Here is a 12,115-nt window from a genome sequence, read left to right on the forward strand (position 1 = left end):
CGTCTGCCCAGGGCTAAGGCTTCTCCGTCGACGCCTCGGGCGCCGGTTTCTCCACTTTGAGCACGGTGACGTCGAAGATAAGATTTTTGCCGGCCAGCGGGTGGTTCAGATCGAGCACGACGGTCTCTTCTTTCACTTCCAACACCTTCACCGGCCGGCCGTCGGCGGACTGCAACCACATGCCGGGCTTCACGTCGGCCGGCACGTGACTTTTCTCGACCTCCATCCTGGCTCGCATGCTGTATGCGCCGAATCCCTCCACCGCCGATACCTCCACCCGCTTGCTCTGCCCGGCTTTCATACCGACCAGCGCCTTTTCCAGTCCGGTGACGATCTGATGCGCGCCCTGGGTGAACGTGAGCGGGTCTTTCCCCACGTTCGAATCGACCACCGTCTGATCCGGCAGCGTCAGCGTATATTCCAAGGTGACCACGAGCCCGTCGGCAACGGTCAAGCCGTCTTTGGCGCGGGCGCAACTGCCCCAGGGAAGTACTCCCAGAAGACCGACGACGCCAACCAATCCCCAGACCGCCTGTTTCATCCGCTCCTCTTTTTGCCGGTCAGAACGCGTGAAAGAAAACGGGGCCGCCCTCCCACACGGAGGGCGGCCCCGGAGGCTGCCAGAACCGCATCGATCAGCGTCTGCCGCCGGCGTTCGCGCCCATTCGGCCGCCGCCCGAGCGCGGCTCCTGGGGACGCGCTTCGTTGACGGTCAGGGTGCGGCCGCCGAGTTGAGTGCCGTTCAGAGCGGCGATCGCGGTCTTGGCTTCTTCGTCCGTGGCCATCTCCACGAAACCGAAGCCCCGCGACTGACCGGTAAATTTATCGGTGATAATCCGTGCCGATTGCACGTTCCCGTGCGCAGCGAACAAATCGCTCAACTGTTGCTCGGTCGTGGAATACGGCAACCCTCCAACATAGATCTTCGAACCCATCGGGTTCCTCCTTTGCGAAAGTGATATTGTCTTGGATGCGAGAACGAACCAAGGAAGGAACGGCCCGAAGACGCGACCACTGCGGCGACTTAGGTCTGGCTTCCAATCAGATCCCGAACACTACCAAAACAACATCGGTTCAGGCCCTGCTCCCGTCCCCCGCTCCACTGCCGGGCCCATTACAGTAAAGCGGCCTCACTCTAACCCACGCGATGCGCAAAAGCAAGTCGGAGGCGATTTTGCGACTCCTGATCTCAATAGGCGGCCGGCGGCGAGAGCGGCCGATGGGAAAACAGCGGAATCGCATGGAAGTTGTCGAATTGCACGGTCGAATCGCCGCGCGCCACAAGTCCCACCTGCCCCAGCCCCAGGGTCTGGTCCTCGACCGAGAGCGCCAGTTCCCCGTCGACAAAGGTTTCGATGAAGTCTTTGCTGATGATCGTATTCCGCTGGACCCGCAACGTGTGCCAGGGCAGCGGCTTCAGCTTGACGGTCGCGCGGCCGAGCACGCTCTCCTTCCCGTCCACCACCCGGATCACCTCCAGGGATTGCTGAGTCAAATCCACCACCGCCGCGTAAAAGTTCTTGGCATCCTGGACGCCGAAGACGACCCCGCCGACGCTCCGGCCTCCATCCGATCCCGAACGCAGGTGCATGGTCAGATCCGGGTATTCATACTGCAGGCCGTCCGCCACCAACAGGCGGTAGCACGCCTGGCTCGGACAGGGTGACGCCGACAGGACCACATTAGGCGCGGAAAAGGCGGTCGTGTCGGTCTGCACCTGCCAGGTCCCGGCCGGACCGTCTCCCAAGTTCAGCGCGGAGAAGCCCAGCGGGACGCTCCCAACCGTCTGTTGATCGAAGTTCCAAAGCTTAAAGAGTCCGGCCTCGGCCTGCTTCTTGAGATTCTCGGCCTTCTCGCTCGGACTCTCCGCCCGGATGGCGTGCGCGACCGGCGCGGACACGCCTCCCCAAAGCAAGGCCGCCGCCAAGGCGGTCGCCACGGCTGCGCCCCGCCCGCGCCGCCCGATGTGCCGTCCCGGTTCTCCGCTCCCTTCTCTCTCCATCTCTACCGCCATCGTCCGCACGGAATCGTCCCCTCCTCCATCCCATATCTCCACATCTCTGTCCTTTACTTTCTCCCGTGACGCGCCCAACAGGTCGCAAGCGAATCTCAGGACCGGCGATCCGAACGGGTGTTGACCGTATCGCCTTCCGATCCAGACCCCGACCGTTGAGGCGCCTCTCTGATCCGGAGAATCTCCTGCTGCAGTCGGTCTCGCTCCGCCCGGACCCGTCGCAGGCGTCTCCACCGATCCAACGTCCACCACTTGAGCCGTGCTGCGAAGGTCACGGTCGGCGGCGGCACATTGCCGACCGGCGCTTGCTGAAACTCATACCCCTGATGCGCGTCGCGCTTCTGCACATACCGCTTATAGAGATGGTCGTACAGCCCTCGGTCCGATTCGCTCATCACTCCGCCTCCGACTTCGCGCTTCTCACGCCCAGCAGTGATGCCAACTCCTCCCACTCGGTCACCGGCCGGGAGCAGGTGAACCCATGACAGACGTAGACGGTCGGCTTGCCGTTCACTGCGACTTTTCCGGCGGCCGGCCCCGGGACCCGCACCGGTCCCCCGTTCTGAGTGTTCGCCTGCACAATGAGCGTCTTGTTCGGAACATAGCAGCCGTGAATCTGCCTCAGCAGCGCCTGCACGGCCGGATCGGTCCCCGCCCCCACCAACACGATCTCCTTGGGCTTCGCGAGAAAAAGGTCCAGCGCGCACAGCAGGGCCGCCGAGCCATAGGCGTTTTGATCCATCTGGCCGCGAAAGACGCGGAGCGTCTGCTCGGCTCGGTCCCAATAGCGCGGCTCGCCCGCGTAGGAAAACAGCCGCAGCAGATTTGTCGCCGCGACCGCGTTGCCGGACGGCATGGCGCCGTCGGTCCCGGATTTCATCCGTTGAATCAGCGCCTCGTGGTCCCGCCCGGTGTAGAAACAGCCGCCCGTCTCGTCGTCCCAGAACTGTTCCAGCATCATTTCTGTCAGCTCGACCGCATGCTCGAGATACCCTCGCTGCAAGGTCGCCTCGTACGCGTCGATCAACGCCGCCGCCAGGAACGTATAATCGTCGAGATAGCCGTTCAGCCGTGCCCGTCCGCCCGTCACGGTTCGGTGCAACCGACCGTTCACCCACGCCCGTTCCAGCAGAAAAGCCAGCGCCCGCTCGGCCATATCCAGATACGACGGAGTCCCGAAGGTCTGGTAAGCGTCCAGCAAGCCGGAAACCATCAGGCCGTTCCAACTCGTGAGGATGTTCTCATCGCGCTCCGGCTTCACGCGCCGGTCGCGGACCTCCCGCAGCCGCCGCCTCGCCGGAGCCAGAATGGTTTCCAGCTCTTCCTGCTCCTCGGGTTTCAGATTCAGGCCGGCCAGCCGATTCAGAATCGACCGGCCTTCAAAATTGCCGTCCGCCGTGACCCCGTACACCCGGCAGAACAATTCGCCCAATTCCGGTCCCAGTTCCGATTTGATTTCGCCCGGTTCCCAGACGAAGAACTTGCCTTCATGGCCTTCGCTGTCGGCATCCTGCGCCGCATAAAACCCGCCGTCCGGATGGGTCATCTCCCGACGAACGTATTCCAGCGTCTCCTCGACGACTTGCTTGAACCGGACCTCTCGTGTCAGCCGCCAGCCATCCAGGTAGATGCGGACAAGCTGGGCGTTGTCGTACAGCATTTTCTCGAAGTGCGGGATCAGCCATTGCGCGTCCACCGCGTATCGGTGGAATCCCCCGCCCAGATGGTCATAGATCCCTCCGGCCGCCATGCGCCGGAGTTGATGGATGACTTTTTCCTGAGAGGCCAGGTCGCCGGTTCGGTAGAACTGCCGTAATAGCAGGCTCAGGGGCGGCACGGTCGGAAATTTCGGCCCGTCGCCGAACCCGCCGTGCAGGGAATCGTAGAACAAGCTCAGGTCCTTGACCGCCTCATCCAGCAACGCTTCCGTTAACGGTTCCGACGACGGCTGAGGCGCGCCGGCCCGCTTCAACCCGTTCCTCACCCGCTCGATGTTCTGCCGGACCTGGTCCGGATGTCCGCGGTAGGCCTCGACGACGCCGAGCAGCACCTGGGGAAATCCCGGCAAATTGTAACGCGGCACCGGCGGAAAATAGGTGCCGCCATAGAACGGCTCCCGATCCGGCGTGAGAAAGACCGTCAGGGGCCACCCCCCGCCGCGCCCCAGAAATACCTGGGCCGACTTCTGATAGATGTCGTCCAGGTCCGGTCGCTCCTCCCGATCGACTTTGATGTTGATGAACTGCTCGTTCATCAGCTTGGCGATGTCCGGGTTTTCGAAACACTCGTGCGCCATTACGTGGCACCAATGGCAGGCCGAATAGCCGATCGAGAGCAGGATCGGCTTGTCCTCCGCCTTCGCGCGAGCCAAGGCCTCCTCGCCCCAGGGATACCAGTCCACCGGATTGTGCGCATGCTGTCGAAGATAGGGGCTGGTCTCGTGAATGAGCCGATTGGGAGCTGGGGGAGAACCGACGGTCTCAGCCATGGGTCACCTTGGAAGTCCGTGTCCGGCATGGTACCCTGCCGGCGCGAAGCTGTGCAACGGGGGAGAGACGATGAAGAACGCCGTCATCGGTCTGACCGCCGTGGGGCTACTGGCTGTGGTGACCCGCATGGGCGTGTTGCTGGCCGGAGCCGACGCCGATACCGGCGCGCTCGTCAAGGCGCTCAATCTTATTTCAGGCGAACGCCTCCTGGCCGACGTCGCCAAGCTGAGCAGCCCAGAATTCAACGGCCGGCAGACCGGCTCGCCTGAGGACTTCCTGTCCGGTCTGTACCTGGCGAGCCAGTTCCATGCGCTCGGTCTTCAGCCGCCGCGTGCGACTTCCATGGCGGCACACCCCGCCGAATCCGTTCCGACCATGACCCGACCGGTCACGGTGACGCGGATCGAAGACGGTCCGCTGCTTCAGTGTTCTCTCGGCGATCAAACCGTCCGGCTCCGCCCCGGTCCGGACTATCTCCCCGTGCTGGATTCCCCCTCGGTCGATGCGACCGCTCCGGTCGTATTCGTCGGCTATGGTCTCTCCGACCCGGATCGCGGGTACGACGACTATGCCGGCCTCGACGTCCGCGGGAAGGTCGTCCTGTTCCTGCGCGGGAAACCGGAACACTACCCCCGGCCGGTGACGCATGCCGACAAGGAGCAGACCGCGCGACGGAACGGCGCGATCGCCTATCTCACGGCGACCGGCCCGATCCTGAGCACCTATGAAGCGCGGCGCGGCATCTCGGGAAGGCCCAGCGCCTATTACGGATCAGCTCAGGACGATCAGGCGTTACCCGGCGCATGGATCGGCACGGAGGTGGCGGAACGGCTTGTGACCGGCCAAGCACCGGAAGGTCGGACGTTACGCGAGCTGCAGGAGCTGTTGAACCGCGATCCGGCGCCCAGGTCGTTCGTCACGCGCGCGCTGGTCCGCATGCAGTGGACCAGCCGGCGCGCGCCCGGCACGCTCTACAATGTGCTTTTCCTGTTGCCAGGCAGCGATCCCGCGAGGCAGGAGGAAGTCGTCATTCTCGGCGCGCATCGCGATCATTTCGGACAACAGGCCGGGTTGTTGTTTGCCGGCGCGGACGACAACGCATCGGGCACAGCGGTCTTGCTCGAAGTCGCGCGGGTCTTGATTCAATCCGGTTTGAAACCCGAGCGTTCGATCCTGTTCCTCTCGTTCAGCGGCGAAGAACAAGGGCTGCTCGGGTCCAAACTCTACGTCGCACAGCCGGTGTTTCCTCTGCAGCGCACCGTCGCCATGATCAACGTCGATCACGCCGGCATCGGCAACGGCCGGCTCACCGTCGGCGTCACCGGGTTCGACAAATCAGTGGCGGCCTTGGCCGGCCAAGCGGCAGGGTTGGCCGACAAACTGGACCTGTTCGGGTTCTTTCCGGGAGGCGACCATGTGCCGTTCAAGGAAGCCGGCATCCCGACCATCACCGTTGTGACCGGCGGACCCCATCCGCACTTCCACCAGCCCTCCGACACGGTTGACACCATTCAGCCTGACTTACTTCAGGCAGTCACCCGTTATGTTCTAGCGCTAGCCTGGCGCCTGGCAAACCAAGAGGGGCTAGAAGCAGGAAGCGAGGGGCAATAGGCTGGACACTACGGAATATCGTCTAAGAGTGTGGACTGGATCGGCGGAAGCGGCGGGGGTTGCCGCGTGGGACCGGGCAGCACGATCGGCGCCCCAACCTGGTTCGCCCCCTGAATCAGTCCGATGGAGAGCTGCGGACCCAAGGTCGTGACGGCGCCGCTCCAGGCCTGACCGGTCGTCGGATTACGGAAACTGAAGGATTGAAAGTTGTTCCCCGGGTTGTACAGATAGCCCTGGGTCCCTTGATTATCCAGGTACAAACTCCCGGGCCCGGTCAGGGAAAACAGCACGCCGACGCCGCCGTCAAAGGAACGCACGCCCGACACCGTTTGCGCCTCCGCAAGGAGCGGGAACGTTGCCAACAGGATCGCCGACAGCCACGTTCGAATCCCCATCGCGTGTTCCCTTCGTCGCCGGCCTCTGTGAGACAAGTTAACCGATGACACTTTCCCCATGACGCATTATAGTATGGGTCTCTTTCGAATCCAGATCAAGGGGGGCTTTATGAAAACGCATCGCGCCGGACTGTTGGTTGGAGCCATCCTGACCTGTTGGACGTTCATACCCTTGGATGCATGGAGCGAATTGCCGCCCCAACCGGCGACCCAGCCGGAGCGGCGCGAAGCCATTTCGCTGGCCGATGCCGCGCTGCGGGCGCTGCAAAATAACTTGGACATCACCATCAGCCGGCAGACGAAGGAGAGCCGCCTCAGCGACATCATCATCGAACAGGCGAAGTTCGACCCCACCTTCAGCCTGAACGGTCAATACAACCGGATCGTCAATCCGCTGAACCGGCCGGTCTTCGGCGGCACCGGCGGGGTCCTCCAAGAGATCACCATTTTCGATCAACGCAACCATTCCGTCACGGTCGATCTGACCCAAAACCTCTTGACCGGTGGAAACGTCGACCTCAATTACAGCCCGCAGCGAAGCAACATCAACGCCAACGTCGCGTCCGGCTTCCTCTTCAATCCGGCCTATACCGGCGGTCTGGCGCTGACGCTCACGCAGCCGCTGCTCCGCAACGCCGGCGTGGATCTCAACAAGACTTTTATCAAGATCGCCCAGAACAATGCGACGGTCGAAGAGCATGTCTTTCGGGACCGGGTCATGACCGTGCTGGCGACCGTCGAGCAAACGTACTGGGAAGTCGTCTTCGCCAATGAAAATCTCAAGGTCGCGCAAGCCGCGTTGAAGGCGGCCGAGGAACTGCTCGCGAGCAACCGCGCCAAGGCCAAAGCCGGCGTGATGTCGATCGTGGATGTGCTGCAGGCCGAAGCGGCGGTCGCGTCCCGGGTCGAACAGATACTGGTCGCCGAAAAGGCCATCCGCGACCAGGAAGATCAACTCCGCCGTCTGCTCAATCCGTCGGAAGAAGAGCTGCGGCAGGACGTCCGCCTGACGCCGGTCGATCAGCCGGTCACGGTGCTGGAGCCGATCAGCCTGCAGGAGGCGATCGACGTGGCCATCGAGCGGCGGCCCGAGATCATTCAAGCCGGCAAGAACGTCGAGACCAGCGAACTGAACATCAAGTTCGCCAAGAACCAGCTTCTCCCGACCCTCTCGTTTCAGGGGACGATGGGGCTGGCGGGGTTGGGCAGCGACTATCCGAATTCCGTCAACAAGAATTTCAGCGGCGATTTTTACAACTACGGAGCCGGCCTCGTCTTGAGCTACCCTCTGGGCAACCGCTCGGCCTGGAGCACCTACAACAAGCGGCAGCTCGAAGCCAGAAACGCGCAGGCGTCGCTGCAAAGCGTGAGGCAACAGATCATCGTCGGCGTGCGCGAGGCCGTGCGCCGCGTCCAGACGGACTTCAAGCGCATCGAAACGACCCGCTCGGCCCGCATCATGGCGGAAAAGCAACTGCAAGCCGAGCAGGAGCGGTTGAAGGTGGGCTTGAGCACCACGCGCTTCGTGCTGGACTTCCAGCGGGATTTGGCCACCGCGCAGGCGAATGAATTACGGGCGATCGTGGATTACAACAAGTCGCTTTCGAACCTGGCCCGGCATAAGGCGACGACGCTCGAGCGCTATCACATCGAACTCCAGTAGCCGGGCCGTGCGAGCGACCGCCGAACGCGTTGCGGGCGGCCACGGCCTGGAAACGGCGCCGGCGGCGGAGCGCGCCGCGGCGCTGGCGCTTCTGCCGATCGGGGGAACCGCGCTGTTCTACGCCTTGCCGGCGGAACTTCAGCGGGAGCCCTGGCTTCAATTTCTCCCGCAATCCCTCGCCTACCTCGCGCTGATCACGTGGCGCTTCCGAAACACCGGCGTCGTCGAACGCCTGGGGCTGAAGATCGACCGTTTTCCCGAAGGGGTGCGCTGGGGCCTGGTCACCGGGCTGTTGCTCGGCGCCGTGAACACGCTGGTCATCCTGCGCCTGATTCCCTGGCTTGGGCACGACATTGCCTTCCTCAAAGACACGCCGCACGCCAAGGTCCCTGCTGCCCTCATGCTGCCTTGGACCATTGTCCTCATCGCGGTCTTCGTCGAGCTGAACTTTCGCGGATTCATCCTGGGTCGCCTGTTGGCGCTCGGGAGGAACACGCTTGGCGCGCGTGCCGACCGGTTCGCTCCGCCGGCGGCGGTCATGACCAGCGCGCTGGCATTTGCCTTTGACCCCTTCATGGTGGCAACCTTTCAGCACCTCCATTGGATCGCGGTGTGGGACGGGCTGATCTGGGGAGCAATCTGGATTCGCTTGCGGAATCTGTACGCCACCATCGTCGCCCATGCGACCGAGGTCATGGTGATGTACGTGGTAGTGAGGGCTGCGCTGGCATAGGAATCTGCCGAGCTGATGATCGATTGATCTGCTGATCTGTTGACCGATTCATCACTCTCTGAAATTACATTCGTCAGATCGGCAGATCCTCAGATCGTCAGATAGTCCACCCATGAATCCTTCGTTTTCCAGCTACCTCGTCAACGATGTCTTCGGCGATCCCGGCGTGTATGTCGAGGTCCGCTGGTCCAAGCGCGCGCTGCTCTTTGATCTCGGCCAGAACGACGCGCTCGGGCCGACACGCCTGCTGCGGGCCAACGACATTTTCGTCTCTCACACCCACATGGATCACTTTATCGGCTTCGACAAGGTCCTACGGGTCGCGCTGGGGCGCGGCAAGACCCTGCGGCTCTATGGCCCGCCGGGTCTCATCGCGAACGTGCAGGGAAAGCTCAAAGGCTACACCTGGAACCTGGTGGACGGGTATCCGCTGTCCATCAAGGTCCAGGAATTTCACGAAAGCGAAATCAAGCACGCCACCTTTCTGGCCACGGATGGGTTTGCGCTCCATGAGGACCAGGCGAGACCGCGCCCAACACAGACCGCGGGAGCCTTCCCGGTGCTCGAAGACCCGATGTTCACGGTGCGCGCCGTTCCCCTGAACCATCGTGTCCCCTCGTTCGGCTACGCTCTGCAGGAGCCGTTTCATATCAACGTCAACAAGCAGCGCCTGCACGACGCCGGGCTGCCGGTCGGCTCCTGGCTGAAGGATGTCAAACAATACCTGTGGCAGGGCAAACCCGACGACTTCCGATTCACGGCGACCTTGTATTTCGAGCACCATCGTCAAGACCTGGAGTTCGTGCTGGGGGAGGTGCGTGAGCGGTTCCTGACCATCACGCGCGGCCAGAAGATCGCCTATGTCGTGGATGCCCGGTACGACGACGAGAATGAAGCCAAGATCGTCGAGCTGGCCCGCGGCGCGGACGTCTTCTATTGCGAGGCGCCCTATTTGGATCGCGATGCCGACAAGGCCTATGAGCGGTACCACCTCACCGCCCGCCAGGCGGGGCTGATGGCCAAGAAAGCCAACGTGCGCGAACTGGTCGTCTTTCACTTCTCGCCTCGGTATACGGGCATGGGCGACGAGATCGTCAGAGAAGCGATGGAGGCGTTTAGAGGCAATGGTGGCGAGTGACGGATTTGGCTATGGTGAAGCCTTCCGCTCCTGCGCCTTTCGGAGCGACCCTTCCGGACTCATCACCCGTTGCAGGCCGCAAGAGCAACGGGTACCCGGCGGAAGCCTTCGGCAATTCCCTCGAAGACTCGGTCAGTTTCCGCTTTCCTTCTCGGCCGAGTCTCGGTGGGACCCTGCTTCTTCGGCGAAGTCCGCTCCAGGCTTCACCACAGCCAAACGGGCGTGCTGGTGCTCGGTCACTAAAAAGCCAGAAGGGGGAAGGGCAAATGAGCGAGCTGGCGAAGTACGCACTATATTTTGTGTTAGGAGGCCTGCTGGTGAGTCTGTCCACTTACTTGGGGGCGCAGGGGCGAGGATTCTTGGCGGCTTTCGTCAGCACCTTCCCGGCCATCACCGGTGTCACGATCGTGCTGATCTACCTCAACGGCGGGAGCGAGCCCGCGGCGATCTATGCCAAGCACCTCCTGTGGCTCGTCCCCGCCTGGCTCGTCTACGTCGGGTTTCTCATTCTCGCCATCCACCGCCTCGGCTTCTGGCCCGCCATAGCCGGCTCGCTTGCCCTCTACATGTGCTGCGTCGGGCTGCTCAAGCTGGCACTGCGGTAGTCGTCCGGCGGGGCGGGATCGAATCAAGAACGTCCTGCGACACCTCGCTGAGCATCCCCTCGACGGCAAACTGCCCAAAGACAGATTTCAGCAAGAAAGGTATGGCCTTACCGTGCGCGGTCCTATCGCATCCTCTATCGCCGCATCGGGTCAGAATGGCTGGACGTGTTCGCCATTGAACATCGGAAGGATGTGTATCGATAACGCGGAGTGGCAGTTTCTTTGTCCGCACCTTGCTTGCCCTTTCACCTGTTCCCACCTACAATGTGCCGCAGGTTGTCGCATGGCTACCGTCAGGGAGGGATTCACATGGGCGCGGTGATTTCAAAAGAGAAAATCCTGCAAGCCCTCCAACCACTGCCCGGCGAGACGACGATTGAGGGCGCTATTGAACGTCTCTGTTTTCTCGCCAAAGTCGAAGAAGGTCTTCGACGGGCGGACCAAGGCGAGACCGTTCCGCATGAGGAGGCAAAACAGCGCTTGACCGCATGAGACGCTTCGTTTGGACACGCCGTGCCATCGAGGACACGCAAGCGATCAAAGCCTTCATCGAGCGAGATTCCCCCCACTCCGCCGAGCTGGTTGTCACGCGCATCATCGCCGCCGTCGATCAACTCCCGGCCTTCCCTGAATCCGGCCGTGTCGTGCCCGAATACCGGGAGCCCACCATACGAAAGATCATACGGCCACCCTATCCACTTCAGCCAATCAGAATAAGCTTCCTCACGCTCCGGTTTAAGCCACCGATGCACCCTTAGATCTACAATAAAAGGATCATTGAGACACGGCAGCAACAAACTGTTTGATTTCTTAAGAAAGGCTTGGAGGCTGCAATCATAAGTGCTGCAGACCTCCAACCATTTTGCTGTTCAATCGTTCTCCAGATTAAGTCACCAAGGCGAGCCCATTTCCTCAGAAATCCTACTCGATTCTCAGAGCTAATTCTCATGACACCCGCCGTACGAAATCCATCGTTCGCATGCGGCGATCTTATCACATCTGTTCACCCTTCGTTACAGCCCGCTACAGTTCTACACGACAGAAACAGTTTCAGCGATCTTTCCTGATACCGTTGTATTGTGTCCGGTTTCTTAGAGCTCAGCTTGACCGTGAGCTGAAGCAGAAGCGCTGTGCGAAGCTGTCGTAGCAAATCGTTCTTCCCGGCATACGACCGCGTCCCTCGGTGAACCGGTGCAAAGACCCGGACAATTCGTTCGAGGGGATTGGCCGTCTTGGCCGGCAAGGAGGCCGCCACTTTGGCAATCACGGCATCCAGGTCTTCCGTCAACGGCGTGCCGTTCAGATGGCTCAGATTCGCTCTGGCCAACTGAAGCGACATGAGTTCGTACCGGGAAAGCGCAACCGACGGGAAACCTTCATACCCGAGCGGTAGCTGCCAGGTCTTTTCGCCTGGATCGTCCGAGCACGTCAGCGGGTGTCCTTCCGCTTCGATCTTGATAAATCCCG

Annotated in this window: 14 protein-coding genes; 7 read left to right on the top strand and 7 right to left on the bottom strand. The window is 61.8% G+C overall.

Annotation, left to right across the window (positions count from 1 at the left end; all coding sequences use genetic code 11):
• Positions 1–13: 13 nt before the first annotated feature.
• The 5 genes from AB1555_12810 to AB1555_12830 all read right to left on the bottom strand — a co-directional run bounded on the left by AB1555_12810 (position 14) and on the right by AB1555_12830 (position 4,502).
• Positions 14–541, bottom strand: a complete 528-nt coding sequence (locus AB1555_12810; protein MEW6247568.1) for an FKBP-type peptidyl-prolyl cis-trans isomerase — start codon at positions 539–541, stop codon at positions 14–16.
• A gap of 94 nt (positions 542–635) precedes the next feature.
• A complete protein-coding gene (locus tag AB1555_12815) occupies positions 636–935 on the bottom strand; it encodes an RNA-binding protein (protein ID MEW6247569.1) in 300 nt (99 codons plus the stop codon).
• A 254-nt stretch (positions 936–1,189) separates the two neighbouring features.
• Positions 1,190–2,056, bottom strand: coding sequence for a hypothetical protein (locus AB1555_12820; GenBank protein MEW6247570.1), 867 nt, complete (start codon positions 2,054–2,056; stop codon positions 1,190–1,192).
• 53 nt (positions 2,057–2,109) lie between these two features.
• Complete coding sequence (locus AB1555_12825; GenBank protein ID MEW6247571.1) at positions 2,110–2,409, bottom strand: hypothetical protein; 300 nt, start codon at positions 2,407–2,409, stop codon at positions 2,110–2,112.
• Entirely contained in the window at positions 2,409–4,502 is a 2,094-nt protein-coding gene (locus AB1555_12830) for a thioredoxin domain-containing protein (GenBank protein ID MEW6247572.1), read from the bottom strand. The genes AB1555_12825 and AB1555_12830 overlap by 1 nt, the downstream gene beginning before the upstream one ends.
• Positions 4,503–4,572: 70 nt before the next feature.
• On the opposite strand from AB1555_12830, the gene AB1555_12835 reads away from it, so the two are divergent.
• The gene (locus AB1555_12835) at positions 4,573–6,114 is read left to right on the top strand and encodes a M20/M25/M40 family metallo-hydrolase (protein MEW6247573.1); all 1,542 of its coding nucleotides are present in this window, start codon (positions 4,573–4,575) and stop codon (positions 6,112–6,114) included.
• A gap of 8 nt (positions 6,115–6,122) precedes the next feature.
• Here the strand turns inward: AB1555_12835 and AB1555_12840 are convergent, their stop codons facing one another.
• Positions 6,123–6,509, bottom strand: coding sequence for a hypothetical protein (locus AB1555_12840; GenBank protein MEW6247574.1), 387 nt, complete (start codon positions 6,507–6,509; stop codon positions 6,123–6,125).
• Positions 6,510–6,618: 109 nt separating this feature from the next.
• Here AB1555_12840 and AB1555_12845 point away from each other — a divergent pair, with 109 nt between their 5' ends.
• From AB1555_12845 to AB1555_12870, 6 genes are all read left to right on the top strand, one after another.
• A complete protein-coding gene (locus AB1555_12845; protein MEW6247575.1) occupies positions 6,619–8,172 on the top strand; it encodes a TolC family protein in 1,554 nt (517 codons plus the stop codon).
• A 7-nt stretch (positions 8,173–8,179) separates the two neighbouring features.
• Positions 8,180–8,905 carry a CPBP family glutamic-type intramembrane protease gene (locus tag AB1555_12850; protein MEW6247576.1) on the top strand — a complete coding sequence of 242 codons (726 nt, stop codon included), beginning with the start codon at positions 8,180–8,182 and terminating at the stop codon, positions 8,903–8,905.
• A gap of 112 nt (positions 8,906–9,017) precedes the next feature.
• Entirely contained in the window at positions 9,018–10,043 is a 1,026-nt protein-coding gene (locus AB1555_12855) for a ribonuclease Z (protein ID MEW6247577.1), read from the top strand.
• A gap of 266 nt (positions 10,044–10,309) precedes the next feature.
• Complete coding sequence (locus AB1555_12860; protein ID MEW6247578.1) at positions 10,310–10,648, top strand: DUF3147 domain-containing protein; 339 nt, start codon at positions 10,310–10,312, stop codon at positions 10,646–10,648.
• 309 nt (positions 10,649–10,957) lie between these two features.
• A complete protein-coding gene (locus AB1555_12865; protein ID MEW6247579.1) occupies positions 10,958–11,140 on the top strand; it encodes a hypothetical protein in 183 nt (60 codons plus the stop codon).
• Positions 11,137–11,406, top strand: a complete 270-nt coding sequence (locus tag AB1555_12870; protein MEW6247580.1) for a type II toxin-antitoxin system RelE/ParE family toxin — start codon at positions 11,137–11,139, stop codon at positions 11,404–11,406. The genes AB1555_12865 and AB1555_12870 overlap by 4 nt, the downstream gene beginning before the upstream one ends.
• 245 nt (positions 11,407–11,651) lie before the next feature.
• Here the strand turns inward: AB1555_12870 and AB1555_12875 are convergent, their stop codons facing one another.
• A complete protein-coding gene (locus AB1555_12875; protein ID MEW6247581.1) occupies positions 11,652–11,987 on the bottom strand; it encodes a hypothetical protein in 336 nt (111 codons plus the stop codon).
• Positions 11,988–12,115 lie beyond the last annotated feature (128 nt).

The sequence above is a fragment of the Nitrospirota bacterium genome, from assembly GCA_040755395.1.
Lineage (GTDB): Bacteria > Nitrospirota > Nitrospiria > Nitrospirales > Nitrospiraceae > DATLZU01.

Excerpts from the sequence above, each read along its gene's own strand:
- AB1555_12830 (MEW6247572.1), bottom strand. The coding sequence starts at position 4,502 with ATGGCTGAGACCGTCGGTTCTCCCCCAGCTCCCAATCGGCTCATTCAC.
- AB1555_12815 (MEW6247569.1), bottom strand. The coding sequence starts at position 935 with ATGGGTTCGAAGATCTATGTTGGAGGGTTGCCGTATTCCACGACCGAG.
- AB1555_12835 (MEW6247573.1), top strand. The coding sequence starts at position 4,573 with ATGAAGAACGCCGTCATCGGTCTGACCGCCGTGGGGCTACTGGCTGTG.
- AB1555_12875 (MEW6247581.1), bottom strand. The coding sequence starts at position 11,987 with ATGTCGCTTCAGTTGGCCAGAGCGAATCTGAGCCATCTGAACGGCACG.
- AB1555_12845 (MEW6247575.1), top strand. The coding sequence starts at position 6,619 with ATGAAAACGCATCGCGCCGGACTGTTGGTTGGAGCCATCCTGACCTGT.
- AB1555_12810 (MEW6247568.1), bottom strand. The coding sequence starts at position 541 with ATGAAACAGGCGGTCTGGGGATTGGTTGGCGTCGTCGGTCTTCTGGGA.
- AB1555_12860 (MEW6247578.1), top strand. The coding sequence starts at position 10,310 with ATGAGCGAGCTGGCGAAGTACGCACTATATTTTGTGTTAGGAGGCCTG.
- AB1555_12870 (MEW6247580.1), top strand. The coding sequence starts at position 11,137 with ATGAGACGCTTCGTTTGGACACGCCGTGCCATCGAGGACACGCAAGCG.
- AB1555_12840 (MEW6247574.1), bottom strand. The coding sequence starts at position 6,509 with ATGGGGATTCGAACGTGGCTGTCGGCGATCCTGTTGGCAACGTTCCCG.
- AB1555_12865 (MEW6247579.1), top strand. The coding sequence starts at position 10,958 with ATGGGCGCGGTGATTTCAAAAGAGAAAATCCTGCAAGCCCTCCAACCA.
- AB1555_12825 (MEW6247571.1), bottom strand. The coding sequence starts at position 2,409 with ATGAGCGAATCGGACCGAGGGCTGTACGACCATCTCTATAAGCGGTAT.
- AB1555_12855 (MEW6247577.1), top strand. The coding sequence starts at position 9,018 with ATGAATCCTTCGTTTTCCAGCTACCTCGTCAACGATGTCTTCGGCGAT.